The following is a 20520-nucleotide window of genomic DNA, read 5'->3' as shown; positions in this document are numbered from 1 at the left end:
GTAATGAAAATCAGATCAGCGACACCCGACGATCTCAATGCGCTCTTTGTACTAAACACGCAAATTAGCGAACTTCACTTTCGTCATGCGCCACACACTTTTGTACCACCTTCTGAAGAAGACAGAACCTTTCTCGCAGATGCGCTGGCCGATGATGCTCGATTGGTGCTCATAGCCGAAGAAGGTCAACAAGCACTTGGCTTTATCACTGCGACCATTACCCAAAATGAAAACATCAGCTTTTTAATCAAAGACCCGATTTGCCGCATTGGCACCATCGTTGTCGATGAAAATCAGAAGTCAAAAGGCGTTGGCCGAGCCTTAATGACGGCCGTTGAGCAATGGGCACGCGAGTCAGGTGCAACTCAAGTCCGCTTAGAAGTCATGGAGTTTAACCACAATGCGCAGCAGTTTTACGACAAACTGGGCTTTGTTCCCAACTCCCGTCTTATGATGAAATGTTTGTAACGATCACGGCATTTAAGCGAATTTCAGCGTTAAAGCTAACGTGAATCGCATTTATCTTTCGCGCTTCCCTTCCCTTTTCGAAAAGACGATATGATGTACGGATATACCCAAGTGACTTCAAGATGCAGGATTCAGAGCGAGTTGACTTGGGTATAAAGGAGATTCGAACATGATTTATCTTTTCGATTGGGGAAACACCTTGATGGTCGATTTTCCTCACGCACAAGGAAAAATGTGCGATTGGGAACACGTTGAAACCGTTCCTCAAGCCAAAGAGACTCTGGCTCAACTCACACAAGATCACCAAGTTTATATCGCGACCAGCGCATCAGATTCCGCGATGGAAGATGTGCAAAAAGCCTTTCAACGAGTCGGACTCGACCAATACCTTTCTGGCTACTTTTGCTTTGCTAACCTTGGGATTGCCAAGAATCAGCCTGATTTTTATCTTACGGTCGCAAAACAATTGGGCGTTGAGCCGAGCCAACTCACCATGGTTGGCGACTTACCAGAAAAAGACATTTACCCAGCAATGGACGCAGGGTTAAACGTCGTTTGGTTCAATCCTCAAGACTTCCCTGCGCCAAACAAACCCATCCCAAATCAAATACGTTGTTTGTCCGAGTTACTACGCATCTAACCGACATACGCACAAATACACTTGAGCCACTAAACTTTATTCACCAATCAAGGAAGATGAATGCAGATTAGACCGATTACCGTCAACGACATTGACCACTTTATTTCGCTCTGGAATCGCGTTTATGAGGAAGGAGAATACTTACGCTCGCCAGCGCCGGACAAAGCGATGCTGAGTGAGGTAATCACTCGTGTAGAAATAGAATCCATTCCCCAATTTGTGGCCTTCGATGGAAAACGCCTAGTTGGCAGCATCGAAATCTTTCCAGCCGAAATGTGTGGCTATGAAGGAGGAGAATTCGCTAAGACGGGCATTCTTGGCATCCATATTGACCGCCACTATCGAAACCAAGGGTTAGGAAAGAAGCTACTTACCACCGCCATTCAAAGCGGTTGGCAATATGGCTATGACACTATTGCGTTGAATGTTTACAAGACCAACCACCCTGCGATTGCTCTGTATGAGAAGTTTGGCTTCGGGCATTGTGGCGAATTAGGTGAAGTGCTGCTGCCTAACGGCAAATATCTGATGAGTCAGAAAATGGTTTTAAAGCTTCCGTAAGTTGATTCTAGTAGCAAGACCACATTGCCTTTGCGATATACTGACCGGAACCCAATATTTACCGCGTGCTAGTAATGATTGAATATAAACCCTTATCGCCAAATCAAATCCCGATGGCTTTGCTATTAGAAGCCGATCCAGACCAAGACAATGTTAATCGCTATCTTGCCAATTCATTGAGTTTTGTTGCGGTGGAAGAGAACCAGATCGTCGGAGCATGCGTGGTGCTGCCGCTTTCAGAAACGCAGGCTGAAATCATGAACGTCTCAGTCGCACCTACGCATCAACAACGCGGTATTGGCTCAGATTTATTGCGATTTGCCATTGAACAGTTAAAAGGCCAATCTTTCCAAAAGTTGATATTAGGAACGGGGACGTTTGGTTACCAACTGACTTACTATCAACGCTTGGGTTTCAGGGTAGAGAGCGTGGATAAAGATCACTTCTTACTCCACTACCCAGAACCAATTTGGGAGAACGGTATCCAGCACAAAGACATGCTACGTCTGTATCTAGACCTTTAAACATAAAGGCTTAGTTAGCTTTTCATATCCAACTTTTTACCCAAGTATTCAATTTCAAAAGTCGCATACCCAAGCTGTACCGCTTCAAAAGAGTACATCAGGTTTTGCGCCTGCTTGGCATCTTTCGCCAATACGGCGACGGAGTAAATCGGACGCTCAACACCATTCTCCAACACTTGGGTATTGATGTAAGACGACGTGACTAAGCCAGAGTTGTTCAAGCTGATCACTCGCTGCAAATCGACACCCAATACACGGTCCATTTCTAACGCCTCAATGCCTTCTTTCCAACGTAACGTCACACTGTAGTTATCACTTTCTGGCGTATTGTCTAACCATTTGGCTCCCAGTGGTTGAATGCTCGCGATCTTCACCAAATCTTGCTGGTACATAGGTAAGTCCTGCAATTTCGTGGCAACTTCCGCCTCGTTATCTGCCGACAACACGAAACGCAGAATCTGTACTGGTTTACCATCAATACTGCTTGGTAAAACAAACATATCTTTCACATCACCTTGTTCGATCAGTTGGCTAAAGGCCGCTTTCTGTTCTGGCAATGTTTTGAGAACCTGCTCCGAATCATTGGTGTTCCAAGCCAGTTCCACACCGTAATCAGCAGCAAAGCTAGAGAAAGAAGCCACAGTCAGCGTGCTTAATAGAATGAGTTTTTTCATAAGGTTACCTTTCACTTAACGATTTTCTTTTTTGCTTCAATATAAATTCAATGTTGTGGATCGCTTGATTACCAACGACTGCGGTATGCACGATGACAGCTTCGGCAAGTACTCTGAGCTTGCTTAAGTCCTGCCTCAGCCGATGAAACTTGTTGGTTCTGCGCAGCTTGATACAACTGTGCAAACCCTTCATCCATTTGAAGCATCAAGCGATTGAAGTTATCTGGTTTGCTCCACACTTCTTTCTTCGCTTTGCTCTCAGCTTGGCTTCCCTCTGGAAACGCTTGTTGCAGTTGTGCGCTGTGGCGAGTGAGCTCAACACCAATCTGCTCTAGCGCGTGCCAATCGGTATTGCTGCCTTTCAATGTTTTATCGGCTTGTTTCGACAGAGACTCTATTTGCTCAAATGCATTCTGACGCGTTTCGATTTGAGCGCTGAAGTCTTGGGCAAACACTGTTGTTGATACAAAGATGGTCGGTAAAAGTGCAATCAGTGCCAATGTCTTTTTCATTTCGTTCTCCTGGTTTTTCGTTATTGCTGTGTGGTTGCAAATAAATTTACACAACAATCATTGCGTTCGCAACTGTTGTCATGTAAATTACCGTAAAGAAGATCATCACACCGAGAAAAGATCGAGGTAATTATGAAAATTTGGGATTTAGCAACGCGACTTTATCACTGGGCTCAAGCCTTACTGTTTATGGCTTTGATGGCATCTGGATTGTCTGGCAATGGGCCCCATGTTCAATTGGGGTTAGCGTTATTCACTTTGTTGTTATGGCGATTGACTTGGGGAGTTATCGGCAGCGAAACCAGTTTGTTTCGACAGTTTCTCCGCTCGCCAAAAGGTGTCATTACATACTTAAAAGGCAAATCGGCGGCGACTGTGGGTCATAACCCTGCTGGCGGCTGGATGGTGGCAGCACTGCTGACGACATTGCTGCTTCAATGTATCTCGGGAATGGCGCTTGGCGGCTTATTCGATACGTGGCCGTATTCCGATGTTTGGCTTAACGACAACGTATTTGTAGGGATTGAGTGGTTACACCTGACCTTGGCCGATCTTTTGCCTTTACTGATCGTCTTACATGTTGGTGCGATCCTTTTTTATAAACTAAGAGGTAAACCCTTGTTGAAAGCGATGATCACAGGTAAACAAACCCAAATGAACAAGCAAGCGCTCATCACCGAACAGAAAATTGTCTATCTCGCGCCGCAAAGCCGTGCTTTAGGGGTGCTAGTTGCTGCAACATTGGTTACCATGGCAATCGTTGCTTTATCATAAGAGTAAGAAAATGAGCGAACAGTTTGACAGACAAGACAGCTTTGGCTGGATGATCAATGTCGTTGCACACGATGCAGCGAAACGATTTGAAGCCGAGCTCAAAAAGCACGGACTTACCGTTGCACTTTGGCCGACCATGATGTGTTTGTGGGAAGAAGAAGGCGTGACGCAGCGCGATATCGCAGCGAAATCTAAGGTAGAAAACTCAACCACGACTCGTACCTTAGACAAGTTGGAGAAGTTAGGTTTGGTAGAGCGCCATCCCGATCCAAACAGCCGCCGCTCGTTCCGTATTTATCTAACGGAAGAGGGACGAAGCCTCAAAGAAACCTTGGTGCCAATTCCACTGGCTGTTAATAAAGAGCTGATGAGTCCGCTAGAGCCAGCAGAACAAAAAGAGATGCTTCGCTTGCTAAAAAAGTTGGTCGCAGAGATTTAGCGCTTCGCTAAGTTTTTCCAACCTAAGAATAAACAAAGCCCCAAGTTCTGCACTTGGGGCTTTGTACTTTTTTGCTCGCGTCAGGTTGCTTGATGTCTAGCAACCTTCTGTAACATGCCCTCTAACCACTGAGCGCGTCGACGCTTGATTAACGTAATAGAAATAGCAGGCTTCACGTTCCAAGGTGTACCCTTGCGGCCAAATATACACCACACGATCTAAACCAGAATGATCAGCGAACTCATACTCAGGAATCGCAACAAAATAGGCACTGTTTGGGAATTGATTCCCCATAATGCAAAAGTCGCTGCCTTCACACGGCTTATCAATGGGTGAATTGCCTTTGCCAGGCAGACCAATCTCTAATAACGCTCGTATGCTATTTGCACTTGCTTCTGGCATCCCACTGAGCATGTTCACTTGATGATCAATGTACGTCATTTGTCTGCGTTCCTGCGCATCATCAATCATCACTTTGGCATGGAAGAACTTAAGAGACGTCCCCAGAGAAGACTGCGAACTGTGCAGCATAGAAACATAAGCTTGGCGGTGAATATCGAGCAGAATTGGCAAGGCGGCGAGAGCGATGGAACCCAAGGTTGCTAAGACGATGGTGATTTCCATCAACGTAAATCCTTTTGTTTTCACTTTTGACTCTCAGCGCACAGACAGATGATAGGGGGTTCGCTCCCACATCCATGTGAGAATCGAGCCAATATATCGTTGAAATTACGCAGAGAAACGCGCAAATGATAAGAAAAAACGAGGGAATCGAGAACTTGAGAGTGACCGCCAAATTACCTTGAAACTAGCGGCTAAAGTAACGTAAAAATTCGACAGAATTCAAAGCCTTGAAGCACACAGAAAAACAATAAGTAACTGTTTCTAAAATAAGAATTTAGATCAGTTAATACTTTTGATGTATTCAAAAATGTCATTTACTTGCTTTTCACTCAGCACAGATTTGAATGGTGGCATTGCACCGCTTTGACCATTCTCCCCTTCCAATACCGTCTCTATTAACTCCACTTTTGTTCCGAATGGATTGGTCAGTTCATCAAAAATATTATCGGGTTTGATGTTCATCGCCTTAGCCACCAATCCATCACCATGCCCTTTATCACCATGACAAGAGACACAGTAAGATTCAAAGTGCTGCTTACCCGCAGCAAGATCCGCTTCGCCATATTGGTTGTCAGTGAACCATTTGTAACCCGCAAAACCAGAACTGGAAGCCAGTAATAACAAAACAGCAGAGAAAAAGAATTTGCGCATGAAAGCCCCTTGTCTTCGTTTAATCAATAAAGACAAGGTAACGAGGGGGATGTCGAAAAAGTGTTGATTAAGCGTTGAGCAACGGCACGTTATTGCGGATTAAACCTCGGCGTACGCTGGTGCACATTTTGCCAAATCGGCGGATTTCATCAAACTGAGGCGTGATACCGCGATCCATTGCAGATTCCCAATAGCTCAGTTCAGAATCGACCATTTCCAACAGTTTTTTTGGGCAACCGATGCATTTACCCTCAGGACCACAAACAAAGGTCTCCGATTCATAAATCGGCAATTCTGCTTTCACTTGTTCAATGATATTGCGCATCGCGCTCATTCGATCTGGCTTGACGGTCATCATCCGACTCCACAAACATGTAAGGAGCCGGATTGTACTCTCTGGCACGCAAATGTCCCTACCTAATTTAGGTATATTTTACGTTTCTGCTTTGCAACCTTTGATTTAAACATTGGTAGCTCAGGCTTTTTCACCACTAAGTAGACCGCCGTCGCCGCTAATACAAAGCCAATAATGCCCATCCAATCAAACGACTCACCGAAGGCAAACCAAGCTTGAAGCGCCGTGGTCGGAGGCACAAGGTAGAACACAGAAGCAACACTCGATGCCGCGCCATTCTTCACCATGTACAGCAGCAACAGAATCGCCACACAAGACAGCACGACCACAAGCCAGATTAAGGTGAGAATGAATTCCGTCGTCCATTGCACCTGCATGGTTTCAAACTGTATCGCGATTGGCAGGAACATGGCCAATGCCGCTAAATACTGCACGGTCGCGCCGCCTACCATATCCACTTGTTGGCAATATTTCTTTTGATACAAAGTGCCAAGCGTAATACCAAACAATGACGACAAGCACACACCAATCGCTAAGGTTTTGTGCAAATCGGATTGCCACTCCATCTTACCCATAAGCACCATAGCAATACCGACAAAACCCAAGGACAAACCAATCCACTGTGATGGTTTGAACTGCTCAGAAGCAAACGCCACCAGCAATACGGCCGTCAAAATAGGTTGTATCCCGACGAGTAGCGAACTTAAGCCCGCAGGCATTCCCAAACTGATGGCGAAGTACGTTCCACCGAGGTAAAAGCCGTGAATCAATATCCCGACAACGCAGCTGTGCCAAAAGTCTTTTCCCGTTGGAATACGACGGCGCAGAAAGGCAACAATCACCAGAAACAGCAGGACATTAAACGCCATGCGAATCGACAACAAGGTCGCAGGCTCGGCATATTGCAAACCAAATCGCGCACCAACAAATCCAGAAGCCCAAAGGATCACGAACACAAAAGGAATGGCTCTGATTAACATGATTCGCCCTCACTCTACTTACTTTTAAATCTTGAATGTTTTTAATCTCGAATGTTGCTAATGTAGTTAGGTACAGTGTTTTCAAAAAGTGACAGATGGAAGTGTTTTTATGGGTACAGATTTAGCAAGTACACTTGATGCCAATAAGTATTTGATCGTCGAGAAGCATCTCAAACAAGCGATCAGCAATGGGGTTTATCAGCCAGACGACAAGTTGCCCTCCATCCGTCAATTGAGCACTGAACTCAAGGTAAGCAAGAACACGGTGATCCGCGCTTATCAGGAACTAGAAGCACAAAGCATGGTTTACTCGGTGCCAAAATCCGGTTATCGAGTAAAGCCAACCGAGCGACATGAAGCCAAGATTGCTAAGCCTACGCGTGTGGATTTGCTCTCGGTGTGCAAACAAATCCTTACCTATCCCGAGTATCAAGAGCTGCTTCCGACTGGCTCAGCACACCCGAACATTGACGCGCCAGCCATCAAAAGCCTGTATGCCGAAATTGGCCGCCAGAGCCGCCAACAAAGTCATATTTCCAGTCATTATCAACTGCCACCGGGTGATGACTTGTTGGTCAAACAGCTGGCGAAGATCACCCAAGATCTGGGAACGCCGGCAAACGTGGATGATCTTTTGGTTACCCATGGAGCACAGCAAGCGATCAGTCTTGCCCTTAGAGCAACAACACAGACTGGAGATATTGTGGCGGTAGAATCGCCCTGCTATTTCGGCAACTTGTTGATGCTCGAATCTCTCGGTTTACAAGTGGTCGAGATCCCTAGCTGCCCTCGTGATGGTATGGATCCAGACGCGCTGGAAAAAGCCATGGCAACGTGGGAGATCAAAGTCATTATTGTCACGCCAAACTTCACCAACCCAACAGGCTCAATGATGCCCCTTGAAAGGCGAGAGCGACTGCTTAAGGTTTCTGGAGATATTCCAATCATTGAAGATGACGTGTTTGGCGCGTTGAGTTACGACGAACCCTTGCCAAGCTTGCGCAAATTGGACGAGAAACAACGGGTGATTTACGTCAACTCGTTATCGAAAACGCTCGATTCACGCCTTCGTATTGGTTGGATGCTAGCGGGACGTTATCGCGCTCAAGTCGAGCAATACCTGTTATGTGAAAACATGGGCAGTTTGAACTTGATGCAATCGGCGGTGGGCACTTTCCTAACCTCAGGCAAATACCGCACTCACACTTCGCGTATGTGCCGTGTTTACCAAGCCAACGTGAGACGATATTTGCAGATGCTCAACCAATGCTTAGATGCACACTTTGAACTAAAAAACCGCTACCAAATCAATGCAGTACAAGGTTCATTCTTGCTTTGGTTACGCTTGCCACCCAAAACTGACAGCTATGCGCTTTATCAAGCCTGTAACGAACACAAAATCAGTATCCTGCCCGGCTCGGTATTTGGCACTCAGGGACAGTATCAAAACTGCATTCGTCTCAGCGTCGCGAACTTTGGAGCGGAGAAAAACTGGATCCCTGCGATGGAAACGCTAGCAACACTGATTGCTCAACACGCTAAATAGTCGCTCCAGACAATTCGTTCCAAGCATTCCGTTCCAAACATTCAGCACCAGAAACAACAAAGCCTCCGCAATTGGGAGGCTTTGATTTGAGTTCTCTGAGCTAGTTGCTCAACCAAACACAGAGTGTTAGCGAGGTAATTGCCACAATCTGGCTACGTTTTCAGCCAAGTTCGCAAGGTTCACGTCGGCTTCTTCCATAGCTTCTGGCAAACTCATTGCGCGTGGTACACATACAAATACTGCGTCAATGCCGCACTCGTAGACTGCTTGGAAGTTATCACCTGTGCAACCAGCTAGGGCAATGACAGGCAAACCATATTCTTTCGCCACTTTCGCCACACCCATTGGTGTCTTGCCATGCACAGTTTGGTGATCAATACGGCCTTCGCCAGTAAAGACAATATCAGCGTCTGCTACGTGCTCTGCGAGCTTTACGGTTTCTAGCACAATCTCAATACCCGGCTTAAGTCGTGCAGGTAGGTAACCAAGTAACGCCGCGCCCATACCACCGGCGGCTCCTGCGCCTTTTTGAGTCAGCACATGCTTGCCTGTCACTTGCTCTGTCAGTTCACCGTATTTGCTTAGAGCAGAATCTAACAGCTCCACATCCGCCGGCGTCGCACCCTTCTGTGGGCCAAAAATCGCTGACGCGCCTTTCTCGCCACACAATGGGTTGTCCACATCGCATGCCACCAGCACTTCGCAGTCCGCTAAGCGAGCGTCAAGCCCAGACACATCAATGCTTGCTAGCGCAACTAAACCGCCACCGTTAGGAGTGATTGGCTGACCTGCACTGTCTAGAAACTTAACACCTAAAGCCGCCAGCATACCCGTGCCGCCGTCATTGGTTGCGCTGCCACCCAAGCCGATGATCAAGCGTTGAATACCGCGATCAAGCGCATTTAGAATTAACTGACCGGTACCAAAGCTGCTGGTGTTTTTCGGGTCACGTTGCTCACTTGGCACAAGGTGCAAACCACTTGCCTCTGCCATTTCGATTACTGCGGTTTCACCGTCACCTAGAATGCCATAAAACGCCTCGACATCATTGCCAAGTGGGCCTTTTACGGTCACGAAAACCTGCTCGCCCTCAGTCGCATCAATCAAAGATTGAACTGTCCCTTCACCGCCATCAGCAACAGGTACCGTAACGAATTCTGCATCGTGCCAAACACGAGACAAACCGCTCTTGATCGCGTCACTCACTTGTTTGGCGGTCAAGCTCTCTTTAAACGAATCTGGGGCAATCACAACTTTCATTTCATTCTCCTGAAAACAGCACGCTGCGAGCGACAAGTCGCAGGTCATCAATGTGGCTATTCTCACTTAAAAACTTGGCATATTCTTTAGTCAAACATCCAAACAATACTGACTATGCTTGAATTATTTTGTGCATTTGCACAACTAGCTAATTTAGCTTTCTTAACTGGCTTGCGATATACAGCTCGGTCAATCCCGTAAAATCTTGCGTCGAGATACCCGTCACTTCACTGATTCTATCCAGACGATATCTCAGGGTATTTCTATGAATATACAATGCCTTAGCGCAGTCATTGGCGTTACCATTGGCTTGAAAATACGCCTCTAAGGTTTTTATCAACTGTCCAGATTTGTCTGCCGAAACCAAAGCTGCCATCGCTTGAGCGAGTTGTTCACCTTGCCAAGAATCGGCTAAAGGGGCGAGTAACACAGGTAAGCGATATTCAGAGAAGCTAAGCATAGTTTTTTCTGGATGAGAGCGACGACCGACAGCAAGCACCTGCTTGGCACTTTGGTAAGAGAGAGGAAGCTGCTGTGCGCCATCAAAACGTTGCCCAATCGCGAGACGGACATCATCAATCTGATTGGCCGTTAAGCGGCGCTGAATACTCTCCAGCACACTTTGGTCGCTATTCGAAGAAGAGGAACGTAAAGACTTGAGAACAACAATTTCATTCATCGACATGATCGCCACCAACGGCTTATCTTCAGAGCGATACAACACGTCAACAACGCCGCGCACGCTGTTCAAACTAACAGGAGCATTCTCTGCTTTAAGCTCGATCACGACAGCAACTCGTGGTGTTGTTAAATCGATGGAAAGACGCTGCGCCCAATCGTGGTGCTCAGAATCACTAAGTTGTTGGTTCAACCATGCTGAGACACACTCTTCTTGATGGCGGCGGTCCCATTGCAATTGCTCCACCAGCGAAGCTTGTTCAATCGTCAGTTCTGCTGTCATCTTCACTAACTGAGCGAACGCTCGGATGTGTTCAGGGTTGCCAGTCACACCCACCACGCCCACCACTTCACCTTTAAAGTGCAGCAGCATATTGATGCCCGGTTTCACGCCTTGTAATGATTGGCAACTTTGCTCATCCAACTCTAACGAGTCACCATGATTCAGCGCCAGCACTGCACCATCGTGCTTTTGACCAATACGCTCAGCATCGCCGCTGCCAATAATGGTTCCTGCCGCGTTCATTACATTGATGTTATGACCAATGATCGACATGGTGCGATCGACGATTTGCTGCGCGAGTGTGTGGTCGAGAATCACCATTTCCGTTCCTAAAATCTCCACGATTAAGGCGTCAATAAATCACACTTTGTCTTCTATCGCCATGATATTGAACTGATATCGACGCCAAAGTGTTATACCGACCAATTAACCTTAAATAAACTATGGTTATTAACCCAAAAAGTCCTTCATCACTGCTTATACTTATAACCGAGCCACCCAAGTTTTTGTGCTTGGCGCGACTTGAACCGACAACCAAACAGTGACCGGAGGGAAACCATGGAACTGCGGAACAAGGCGGGCGACATTGCCAAAATTGCTGACAACCTCACCCTGAAAGAAATTACCGAGATGGGCTACACCGTTGATCTATGCGATGAAGCTTTTGACCCAGGCGAGCATTGGAAAGCAGAAGGGCAAACGCAAGGTATGGGCGAATACCCTGAGCAATAGTCTCTAAATACGCTTCAAAAAGACAATATACCCAAATGACTTCAAGATGCAGGATTCAGAGCGTTGTCACTGATTCCCTATTTACCGAAAGCAAGCAAGGAAAACAACGCAGCGTAATAGCAAGTTGTTTGACGATGAAATTGCGTCAGTGACACGATCCCAAAGGGCGAGTTGCCTTGGTTCGTATGCTTCGTTAACAATTTTTGATTTAGAACCACTAGATCTTCAAATTGTTGCCTCGCCTTCAAACCAAGTCATTCTCGCTGAACCTAACACCTTGAAGCTACTTGGGTATAACCTTTCAGCCGAGTGAGTCATCGCTCGGCTTATTCATCATCTAGTTGCTCGTAGACCACTTCCCCTCTCAACACCGTCATGAGGACGCGACCTTGGGCGATGTCTTCCGCTTTCAGTTGGGTGATGTCTTGATCCAATACAGCAAAGTCTGCCGATTTCCCGATATCGATTGAGCCAATTTCCTTTTCTAAACCCAAGCTGTAAGCCGGATGAATCGTGTAGGCATCAATCGCAGCTGAGACGTTTGGCAATCCAGTTTCGCCCATCACCAAGCTATTGGAGATGCCAACCAATGGATTCAAATCATGCACATTCCAATCGCTGCTTAACGTCACGTTAGCTTTGGCATTGTAAAGCGCACGCAGGTTCATTAAGGCTCTGGCTCGCTTACCGCCTAAGAAGGCTTCTGCCCATTGGTGATCGTGATAAGCCACATAATCGGAGCCAACTTGAAAGTCTGCCGTGACACCTAACTTGGCGAACCTTGGCACGTCTTTGCTGTTGACCAATTCGACATGCGTCAAAGTGTAACGTCTCTGATTGCCCTGACTGCGCACCTTCTCAATTGCATCGAGTGATTCACGAATACCACCATCACCGATAGCATGAATGTGCGCGCTGTAACCGAGTTTATCGAGCTTGCTTAGCCATTCGGGCATTGCTTGTGGCGAAATGTAATTCAGCCCATAGGGAGAATCTGGCAGGTAAGTATCAAGATAAGGCGCAAGGGTTTTTGCTGTACCATTGATGAAGATGCCATCACTGTACATTTTGACTTGGTTCACCAGCAATAAGCGAGAAGTATCGTCGGACTGAATGCCTTTCAAATACGACAGCTGAGAGTCCATGCTGTCAGTCGGATAAATCCATGGTCGCAAAGAGACGCGAGCGGTCAGATCACCTCGTTTTTCACTCTCCTTCCACACTTCATACCAACCTCGCTTCCAGTACATTCGCCCATCACCAATTGTGGTAATGCCGTAAAGCGCGGCTTCTTCTAAACCAGTCAACAAACCTTGGTAGCTCACCGCAAATTGCGCACTCATGCTGTTCCAAGCCAGTTCCATCACTACATCACCGGCGTTATCCAACAAGATTCCATTCAACTCGTCTGTATCCGGATCTTTGAGAATACGACCGCCTTGCGGATCGGGTGTGCTTTTATCAATATTCGCCGCTTTCAGCGCAGCCGAGTTCACCCACATCGAATGAGAGGTTTGCTCCATTAACACCACCGGCGTCTCAGGAAATACCTCATCGATCACTTCGAGAGGCGTGCGTTGGTTTTCTTCCGATAAGGTCGCATCAAGCGTAAAACCGTATCCCATCAACCATTCGCCATCTTGGACAAACTCTTTACAGTCTTGCAGTTGTGGGATTTGCTCATCCAACAAGGTGCCAGCTTGCAATAAGCACGTACCGCCTGCTTCGGAAGTCGCCTCAAACACATGATTGTGGTTATCGACAAAACCTGGCAACAAGTAGGTATCAGTCAAATCCACCACTTCCGTGCCTTCACCAACCCACATTTGTGCCTTAGCTTTATCGCCAACAAAAGCAATCCGTCCATGATGCACGGCAACAGCGTCTGCTTTTGGATGACCATAAATACCAGCGTTGATGTACACCACGTCTGCGGTTTGCTCAGCAGCATTCGCCCACGCGCTAAATACAGGCAGCAACGCAGCACCAAGAATCAGTCTATGAGGAGTTAACATGACACCTTCCGTTGTATTCGCTAACACATTGAGTATATGCAAATTGGTTTAGTTTGCTGATGATGTCGTAATTTCTGCGGGGTTGGTTTAAAAGTACAAAACAACAGACCGTATAATGAAAAGGTGAACAATGCGACGATACGACCAAGGCGATTTATGTCCTCATTGTGGTTTGATCATCATGATGCCAACCGACCTCTCAAACCAATGTTTAGGGTGTGGTAAAGAGATCAATCAGCATCAAGAATCGGATGAAGACGAGTAAGGCGCAGGTCTTACTCTGATTTGCTCGCTTGTGTTTCCTTCACAAATAAGTACATCTCTTCAAGGTAATTGCCATTTGCGCAGCCCCAGTCACTCACTTCAATAAATTCTTTGAGTAACTGATGACTCTCATCGCGAATCAGTTTTTGGCGAAATGAGTTCCATCGAGCCAATTCCAAGCGGTTCTTATCAGATACATAGTGGTCGCCATAGCTTTCAATAAGCTTGTTGTAGGCGCTCCAACGTTCTTCTGGCGTCACTCCTTCACTCATAATGACGGCGCAGTTTTCCTCGATATTAAAAACTTGGTCATTGGTTGGTGTTGTCGCTGAACATCCCACCAAGGTTAGCCCCATTGTTAGAGCTGCGATTCTTGTTTTCATTATTGTTTTCCTTACTTTCAGCACCACTGCGAAAGACCGAATTTTATAAATAGAGAACGGCCATTACTAATCAAAAACGGAAAAATTTTGTGACTGACGTCTGCACATGTAAAAAGTGCGGTAAATTCCTGTTTACAAGCCATAAACATGGCAAATGGATTTCGCATTCCTTTCTGCTGCTTATGCGTGCCATAATCAATGACGATAAAAACCTCAATAAAGCAAACATTTGAAGGATCAAAATGACTGCAACGGAATACCTAAACGACCTAAACCAACGTTACCTCGCTATCCATCGCACCAAAGAAGATTTCTTTTGGGAGACTTACATGGGCATCAGCGACGACCACGATGGTTCGACAAAAGCACAAACCGCTTGGACCAATTTCTTAAGTAACGCCGAGCAAATCTCAGCTATCAAAGTGCAACTTGAAGCGGCTGAAACAATTGCAGATCCACAAGAGAAGCAGCAAACGCAAATTGGTCTGCAAGGCTGGTTGGCAACGTTTGAATCGCATGCAATTGAAGGCGAACAAGCTCAAGCACAAAAGAATGATCTGATTGCATTTGAAGCCGAGTTGTTCGAGAAAAAGCAAAACCACGTTCTGACGTTTACCAATGAAAACGGCGAAAAAACAGAGGGCTCTTTGCCAGTATTATCTTCGACCATTCGCGCCAATAATCACGAAGAAGTACGTCAATCAGCACACCAAACCCTGCTCGACCTTGAGCAATGGTTGCTGCAAAACGGCTTTATTGAGCTGATCAAACTGCGTAATCAATTCGCACGTTCTTTGGGCTACAAAACCTTCTTTGACTACTCAGTGAAGAAGACGGAAAAGATGAGCTCAGAGCAACTGTTCAGCATCTTAGATGACTTTGAACAGCGCACGCGTGATGCCCACCTAAACAGCTTGGCAAACCTTGCTGAGCAAAAAGGTCAAAGCGCACTGACTGGCTACAACTTTGTGTACTCGTTCGCGGGTGACGTCATGCGTGATCTTGACCCGTACGTACCGTTCTCAAAGTCGCTACGTCGTTGGGTGGAATCGTTCGGTCGTCTTAACATCGAATACTCAGGCGCAGAGCTGACGCTAGACCTACTTGACCGCAAAGGCAAATACCCGAACGGTTTCTGCCATGGTCCTATCCCATCGTTCTACAACCAAGGCGAATGGGTTGCCGCGCAGGTGAACTTCACCAGTAACGCGAAACCAGACCAAGTGGGCAGCGGCTACGATGGCATCAATACTCTGTTCCACGAAGGCGGTCACGCTGCGCACTTCGCTAACGTGAAGATGAACGCGCCGTGTTTCTCTCAAGAATTCGCACCAACTTCCATGGCATACGCAGAAACACAATCTATGTTCTGTGACAGCCTGTTGACCGATGCCGATTGGCTCAAACAATACGCGTTGGACGCAGAAGGTAACCCAGTACCGGATGAGATCATTCAGGCGATGATCAACAGCCGTCAGCCATTCAAAGCGTACGAAGAGCGCAGCATTTTGGTTGTGCCGTATTTTGAACGTGCGCTTTACCAATTAAGTGATGAAGAACTGACGCCAGAGCGCATCACGAAGCTGGCACGCGATTGCGAAAAGCAAATTCTTGGTTTGGAATGCAGCCCACGCCCATTGATGGCAATTCCACACCTTCTGTCTGATGAAGCAGCGTGTGCCTACCACGGTTACTTGCTAGCACACATGGCGGTTTACCAGACTCGCGCTTACTTCCTCGACAAGTTTGGCTACCTGACTGACAACCCAGAGATTGGTCCGCTACTGGCGAAACATTACTGGCATGCGGGTAATCACCTATCGCACAACGAGACTATCGTTAGCCTAACGGGTGAGGGCTTTAACGCTAAATATCTGGCAGACGTGTGTAACCTATCGCCAGAACAAGCATGGGAAGTTCAGCAGAAGAAAATTGCCTCGTTGCAAACTCGTGAACGTGCTCCAGTAGCGTCTTTAAATGCCAGCATCAAGGTGGTAGATGGCAGCAAAGAGCTTGCAAGCAACTCGGTCTCAGACGAGCAGATGTGCGAGCAGTTTGAGCGCTACATCCAAGAGACTTACGGTCGATAAGCTAAACCAAGAGCTGGGGGTATTATATACCCCTAGCTCTTTTTCTATCAGGGAAGCAACCATGTACCAAGATATCCTGACTTTCTGGTTTGAAGAACTGGAACCAAAAGACTGGTTTGTGAGTAATGCCGACGTCGATAAACAAATCGAAACACGCTTTCTCACCACCTTAGAACAAGCCGCTCAATCTGAATTGTTTGACTGGCGAGACACAGCGCAAGGTCGCCTCGCAGAGATCATCGTGCTCGACCAATTCTCTCGCAATGTTTACCGCAATACGCCTAAAGCGTTCGCTCAAGATGCTCTCGCGCTTGCTTTGGCACAAGAGGCAATTCGTCTAGGCTTAGACCAAGAATTGACGGACGTCGAACGCAGCTTCTTGTACATGCCATTTATGCACAGTGAATCTAAGCGGATTCATGAAGAGGCAGAGAAGCTGTTCAAAGCGATAGGTAGAGAATCGAACTACGAGTTCGAACTAAAGCATAAAGTAATAATTGATCGCTTTGGTCGCTACCCGCACCGCAATGCGATTCTAGGCCGAGATAGCACCGCAGAAGAAGTGGAATTCTTACAACAGCCGGGTTCCAGTTTTTAAACACAGCTAGCACAAGATTGAAGTTCGATTATCAATTTATATTTGATAATAAATCAATCATTGTGCTGTTTATCATTTGATGATTCGCGACTAATCTTTACCTCGTCAACACGATACATCACGAACAACAGAGGATTTCCATCATGGCTAAATTGACTATCGTCGCTAACATCATCGCCAAAGCAGACCAAGTAGAATTGGTAAAAGCCGAGTTACTTAAACTGATTGATGTCACTCGTGCAGAAGAAGGTTGCATCAACTACGACCTTCACCAAGATAACGAAAACCCAGCGCATTTCACTTTCTACGAAAACTGGGAATCACGCGAACTATGGCGCACGCACATGGACAACGAGCACCTAGCGCAATACATGAAAGCAACTGAAGGCGCGGTAGACACCTTCACTCTAAACGAGATGTCGCACATCGCTTAACGCTTTGTACAACGCAGCATGCACTAGAAAGCCAGCAACCATCACCTTGCTGGCTTTTTGTTTTCCTCTCGCTAGCTCTCTCTTCCGCCCTTCCCGAGTGATTCAAAGCAAGCTTATGAAAACATGAGCAAGATCTGATTATCTCCCCACTAAGACTGGCAAGATTTAAACCTACTCACCCTTCGCTGTATCAAAAGGTTTTGCATGAAGTTAGACGCCGTATTGTGGGATTACGATGGCACCCTAGTAAATTCTGTTCCGAAAAATATCGACATCACCAAAGCGATATTGTCCGTTATAGCACCGCACCTGACCGGGGATAACTTACCGAAATACCTACGCAGTGAAGCGGATTACCATCATGCCAATCACGCGGCGAAAAACTGGCAAGATCTGTACGTAAACTACTATGGTCTGTCCCATGATGAAATGCTCATCGCGGGTACCATGTGGGCTGAGCACCAAGAGCAAAACCAAACACCAGTGAATCTTTTCAATGGCATTGTCGATGTGGTGAATGCGTTCGAACACCTACCACACGGAGTCTGCTCTCAGAACTCGCAATCCAACATTCGTAACGTACTCAGCGCCAACCAAATCAATGCACCGTTTAAAGCCGTCGTGGGCTACGATGATGTGTCTAACGGGCATCAAAAACCGGACCCTTTTGGCGGCGTTAAATGCATCGAGTCCATCTTTGGGCACTCTGATAAGCAACTGCTGATGTACATAGGGGACCACGAGGCAGACACGCAGTTTGCACGTAATATCGAGCATCAGTTAGGTGGCAGCTGCAAAGTGATTGCCGTAGCAGCGGCGTACAGCGGCGCTCAACCAGAGCACTGGTTCGCCCAGCCCGATTATGTGGCACATCAAGTGGCAGACTTGCTCAGCATCATTGGCAAGTACGCTTAGCCTCTCTCAATAAACGCGAAACTAAAGCTCTTTAAATACACAGCAAGACACAAAGCCTTTTGCTCTCTTTAAGCTTTGTGTATCGTACTTGCCTTACACCGCTAATTTAGCGCGTAGACGATTTTAAATGACCCACTCCAATACTAAGGTAACGCAATGATCACATGGCCTTGTTTGCTCAAACTCGATGGCGACGACGAACTGGTGTATTTGGCTTCGCCAGAGCAGTTAAACGCCGAGTGCCAAGCCTTAATTTGGGGTCAGGATGACATTGTGATTGATACACAAGGTCACTGCTTTGCGTTAAAAACGGGTCGCAATAACACGGTGGAATTGGGTCTATTGCCACAAACCTTGAACGTGCAGCAAGTGACAGAGCTGATTCAAAAACACGAGTTTGCTCAAGCACAGCGCTGCATCATCAAAATCCATTTCACTTCCGTCCAACAAGCGATTGAGGCCTTAGCTGATTAACAATTGCGCCCTTGCTTTCGTTCAACGAAAAATCCCCTCAATAACCATTGTCAGCACCGAAAACCGTGCGTATACTCCGCGCCCGGTTAGATAGGTTCTCCTTTCACGATGAAATGGAACCGAACCAGCTTTCAATCGGCTGCAAAATGGAAACTTGCCCCAAGGAACAGGGCCCAGCGTAACTGTTAGCGTTTACGGGCTTTGAATTCGACTTCGGGTAAAGACAACATTTTGCACTCTCCGCAATGTTGCCTCTGCACGCGTGCGTCTTTTTCACGGCTCGCTCAAATACAGATACATAGCAAGGTAACATAATGCAAATCATCTTCAGCTTGGCCGGCGTATTGGCCTTGTTGGCGTGTGCTTACGCACTTTCTGATAGTCGTCGCGACATCAACTGGCGCACCGTAATCGGCGCATTCTCTCTTCAAGCAGGTTTTGCGGCACTGGTGCTCTACTTCCCTCTCGGGCAATCCATGTTAGGCTCCATCAGCAACGGCGTATCCGGGCTCCTCTCATTCGCAGACGAAGGTATCGGGTTTGTTTTTGGCGAACTCGCAACGGGCAATTTCATCTTCGCAATTCGCGTACTCCCTCTTATCATTTTCCTCTCCGCTATCATCTCAATGCTCTACTACTTGGGCGTGATGCAAGCTCTTATCAAAGTCATCGGTGGTGCTATCCATCGCCTACTGGGTACTTCTCAAGTCGAATCTCTTGCTGCAACCAGCAACATCTTCCTATCTATGTGTGAAGCCTCTTTGGTGGTTCGTCCGTTCTTGCCCAACATGACTCGTTCTGAACTGTTCGCAGTAATGGTTGGTGGCATGGCGTCTGTCGCAGGTTCCGTACTAGGCGGATACGCGGCACTGGGTATTGAACTGAAATACCTTATCGCGGCGAGCTTTATGGCAGCACCAGGTGGCTTGTTGATGGCGAAGATCTTAGTGCCAGAACGTGAAGTATCGGCGCATCAAGGCACAATTCAGCTAGAGAAAAGCGAAGATTCCAACATCGTTGATGCCTTAGCTTCTGGTGCAATGAACGGCGTGAAAGTAGCAGTTGCAGTGGGTACCATGCTGATTGCTTTTGTCAGCGTCATCGCGATGGTCAACGCAGGCTTTGAAACCGTGGGCAACTGGTTTGGCTACGAAGACGTAACGCTGCAATTGATCTTTGGCTACCTGTTCGCACCACTGGCGTTTTTTGCTGGTATCCCGATGAATGAAATCCTAACCGCTGGCTCGCTGATCGGTCAGAAGACGATTCTGAATGAGTTCGTGGCCTTCCTTGATTTCGTCAACGTGAAAGAAACTCTTTCAGCACATAGCCAAATCATCATCACTTTCGCACTGTGTGGTTTTGCTAACATCGGTTCTATCGCAATTCAGCTTGGCTCAATTAACGCAATGGCACCTGAGCGACGCCAAGAAGTGGCAAAACTTGGCTTCCGTGCCGTGATTGCTGCTACGCTTGCCAACATGATGAGTGCAGCGCTGGCAGGGTTGTTTATCGCCCTGTAATCACGCTCTCATTTCAATTGAAGCCCACCATCGCGTGGGCTAATTATATGGTCCGCCTCACTCTCAAGCCCTACGCTTAGAGTAGGCTCTCAGAACGAGGTGAACCATATGTCTACCATTCAC

25 protein-coding genes are annotated in these 20520 nt (G+C 47.0%); 15 read left to right on the top strand and 10 right to left on the bottom strand.

Going from position 1 to position 20520, the window contains the following annotated elements:
- Positions 1 to 3: 3 nt before the first annotated feature.
- The 4 genes from VJL_RS10850 to VJL_RS10835 all read left to right on the top strand — a co-directional run bounded on the left by VJL_RS10850 (position 4) and on the right by VJL_RS10835 (position 2193).
- A complete protein-coding gene (locus VJL_RS10850; RefSeq protein WP_038877843.1) occupies positions 4 to 468 on the top strand; it encodes a GNAT family N-acetyltransferase in 465 nt (154 codons plus the stop codon).
- Positions 469 to 637: 169 nt separating this feature from the next.
- Positions 638 to 1108: an HAD family hydrolase gene (locus VJL_RS10845; RefSeq protein ID WP_038877842.1), complete on the top strand. Its 471-nt coding sequence runs from the start codon at positions 638 to 640 to the stop codon at positions 1106 to 1108.
- Positions 1109 to 1168: 60 nt separating this feature from the next.
- Positions 1169 to 1669: a GNAT family N-acetyltransferase gene (locus tag VJL_RS10840; RefSeq protein ID WP_038877841.1), complete on the top strand. Its 501-nt coding sequence runs from the start codon at positions 1169 to 1171 to the stop codon at positions 1667 to 1669.
- A gap of 74 nt (positions 1670 to 1743) precedes the next feature.
- On the top strand, positions 1744 to 2193 hold the full coding sequence (locus VJL_RS10835) for a GNAT family N-acetyltransferase (RefSeq protein ID WP_038877839.1): 450 nt from the start codon (positions 1744 to 1746) through the stop codon (positions 2191 to 2193).
- A 14-nt stretch (positions 2194 to 2207) separates the two neighbouring features.
- Here VJL_RS10835 and VJL_RS10830 read toward each other — a convergent pair whose 3' ends face one another.
- Positions 2208 to 2867, bottom strand: coding sequence for a hypothetical protein (locus VJL_RS10830; protein WP_038877838.1), 660 nt, complete (start codon positions 2865 to 2867; stop codon positions 2208 to 2210).
- 68 nt (positions 2868 to 2935) lie between these two features.
- Positions 2936 to 3379 carry a c-type cytochrome gene (locus tag VJL_RS10825; protein ID WP_020195147.1) on the bottom strand — a complete coding sequence of 148 codons (444 nt, stop codon included), beginning with the start codon at positions 3377 to 3379 and terminating at the stop codon, positions 2936 to 2938.
- 132 nt (positions 3380 to 3511) lie between these two features.
- Here VJL_RS10825 and VJL_RS10820 point away from each other — a divergent pair, with 132 nt between their 5' ends.
- Both VJL_RS10820 and VJL_RS10815 read left to right on the top strand, forming a co-directional pair.
- A complete protein-coding gene (locus tag VJL_RS10820) occupies positions 3512 to 4153 on the top strand; it encodes a cytochrome b/b6 domain-containing protein (RefSeq protein WP_038877835.1) in 642 nt (213 codons plus the stop codon).
- A gap of 10 nt (positions 4154 to 4163) precedes the next feature.
- The gene (locus VJL_RS10815; protein ID WP_005435347.1) at positions 4164 to 4592 is read left to right on the top strand and encodes a MarR family winged helix-turn-helix transcriptional regulator; all 429 of its coding nucleotides are present in this window, start codon (positions 4164 to 4166) and stop codon (positions 4590 to 4592) included.
- 96 nt (positions 4593 to 4688) lie between these two features.
- Here VJL_RS10815 and VJL_RS10810 read toward each other — a convergent pair whose 3' ends face one another.
- From VJL_RS10810 to VJL_RS10795, 4 genes are all read right to left on the bottom strand, one after another.
- The gene (locus VJL_RS10810; RefSeq protein ID WP_038877833.1) at positions 4689 to 5216 is read right to left on the bottom strand and encodes a hypothetical protein; all 528 of its coding nucleotides are present in this window, start codon (positions 5214 to 5216) and stop codon (positions 4689 to 4691) included.
- A 279-nt stretch (positions 5217 to 5495) separates the two neighbouring features.
- Complete coding sequence (locus VJL_RS10805; protein ID WP_038877832.1) at positions 5496 to 5867, bottom strand: c-type cytochrome; 372 nt, start codon at positions 5865 to 5867, stop codon at positions 5496 to 5498.
- Between the two features lie 67 nt (positions 5868 to 5934).
- The gene (locus tag VJL_RS10800; RefSeq protein ID WP_009706824.1) at positions 5935 to 6222 is read right to left on the bottom strand and encodes a hypothetical protein; all 288 of its coding nucleotides are present in this window, start codon (positions 6220 to 6222) and stop codon (positions 5935 to 5937) included.
- Between the two features lie 62 nt (positions 6223 to 6284).
- Entirely contained in the window at positions 6285 to 7202 is a 918-nt protein-coding gene (locus tag VJL_RS10795; protein WP_038868173.1) for a DMT family transporter, read from the bottom strand.
- A 109-nt stretch (positions 7203 to 7311) separates the two neighbouring features.
- Here VJL_RS10795 and VJL_RS10790 point away from each other — a divergent pair, with 109 nt between their 5' ends.
- Positions 7312 to 8748: an aminotransferase-like domain-containing protein gene (locus VJL_RS10790; RefSeq protein ID WP_038868171.1), complete on the top strand. Its 1437-nt coding sequence runs from the start codon at positions 7312 to 7314 to the stop codon at positions 8746 to 8748.
- 126 nt (positions 8749 to 8874) lie between these two features.
- On the opposite strand, the gene VJL_RS10785 is transcribed toward VJL_RS10790, so the two are convergent.
- Complete coding sequence (locus tag VJL_RS10785; RefSeq protein ID WP_038868169.1) at positions 8875 to 10008, bottom strand: glycerate kinase; 1134 nt, start codon at positions 10006 to 10008, stop codon at positions 8875 to 8877.
- Positions 10009 to 10156: 148 nt separating this feature from the next.
- The gene (locus tag VJL_RS10780; protein WP_038868167.1) at positions 10157 to 11290 is read right to left on the bottom strand and encodes a sugar diacid recognition domain-containing protein; all 1134 of its coding nucleotides are present in this window, start codon (positions 11288 to 11290) and stop codon (positions 10157 to 10159) included.
- A 237-nt stretch (positions 11291 to 11527) separates the two neighbouring features.
- Here VJL_RS10780 and VJL_RS28975 point away from each other — a divergent pair, with 237 nt between their 5' ends.
- Complete coding sequence (locus VJL_RS28975; protein WP_009706819.1) at positions 11528 to 11701, top strand: hypothetical protein; 174 nt, start codon at positions 11528 to 11530, stop codon at positions 11699 to 11701.
- Between the two features lie 326 nt (positions 11702 to 12027).
- On the opposite strand, the gene VJL_RS10775 is transcribed toward VJL_RS28975, so the two are convergent.
- Positions 12028 to 13716, bottom strand: coding sequence for an amidohydrolase (locus VJL_RS10775; RefSeq protein ID WP_038877830.1), 1689 nt, complete (start codon positions 13714 to 13716; stop codon positions 12028 to 12030).
- Positions 13717 to 13846: 130 nt separating this feature from the next.
- Here VJL_RS10775 and VJL_RS30200 point away from each other — a divergent pair, with 130 nt between their 5' ends.
- Entirely contained in the window at positions 13847 to 13981 is a 135-nt protein-coding gene (locus tag VJL_RS30200; protein WP_258070912.1) for a hypothetical protein, read from the top strand.
- A 10-nt stretch (positions 13982 to 13991) separates the two neighbouring features.
- Here VJL_RS30200 and VJL_RS10770 read toward each other — a convergent pair whose 3' ends face one another.
- Positions 13992 to 14363, bottom strand: coding sequence for a hypothetical protein (locus VJL_RS10770; RefSeq protein WP_033005074.1), 372 nt, complete (start codon positions 14361 to 14363; stop codon positions 13992 to 13994).
- Between the two features lie 242 nt (positions 14364 to 14605).
- Between VJL_RS10770 and VJL_RS10765 the strand changes: the two genes are divergently transcribed.
- The 6 genes from VJL_RS10765 (at position 14606) to VJL_RS10740 (ending at position 20397) form a co-directional block, all read left to right on the top strand.
- Complete coding sequence (locus VJL_RS10765; protein WP_038877829.1) at positions 14606 to 16453, top strand: M3 family metallopeptidase; 1848 nt, start codon at positions 14606 to 14608, stop codon at positions 16451 to 16453.
- 61 nt (positions 16454 to 16514) lie between these two features.
- Positions 16515 to 17051, top strand: a complete 537-nt coding sequence (locus tag VJL_RS10760; protein ID WP_038877826.1) for a DUF924 family protein — start codon at positions 16515 to 16517, stop codon at positions 17049 to 17051.
- A 143-nt stretch (positions 17052 to 17194) separates the two neighbouring features.
- The gene (locus VJL_RS10755; protein ID WP_005435368.1) at positions 17195 to 17485 is read left to right on the top strand and encodes a putative quinol monooxygenase; all 291 of its coding nucleotides are present in this window, start codon (positions 17195 to 17197) and stop codon (positions 17483 to 17485) included.
- A 204-nt stretch (positions 17486 to 17689) separates the two neighbouring features.
- Positions 17690 to 18400 carry an HAD family hydrolase gene (locus tag VJL_RS10750; protein ID WP_038877823.1) on the top strand — a complete coding sequence of 237 codons (711 nt, stop codon included), beginning with the start codon at positions 17690 to 17692 and terminating at the stop codon, positions 18398 to 18400.
- A gap of 156 nt (positions 18401 to 18556) precedes the next feature.
- Entirely contained in the window at positions 18557 to 18874 is a 318-nt protein-coding gene (locus VJL_RS10745; protein ID WP_038868152.1) for a DUF4144 family protein, read from the top strand.
- A 314-nt stretch (positions 18875 to 19188) separates the two neighbouring features.
- A complete protein-coding gene (locus tag VJL_RS10740) occupies positions 19189 to 20397 on the top strand; it encodes a NupC/NupG family nucleoside CNT transporter (RefSeq protein WP_038877821.1) in 1209 nt (402 codons plus the stop codon).
- Positions 20398 to 20520: the final 123 nt, after the last annotated feature.

The organism is Vibrio jasicida CAIM 1864 = LMG 25398, from assembly GCF_000400365.1.
GTDB lineage: Bacteria > Pseudomonadota > Gammaproteobacteria > Enterobacterales > Vibrionaceae > Vibrio > Vibrio jasicida.
This window is presented reverse-complemented; position numbering and strand designations above follow the sequence as displayed.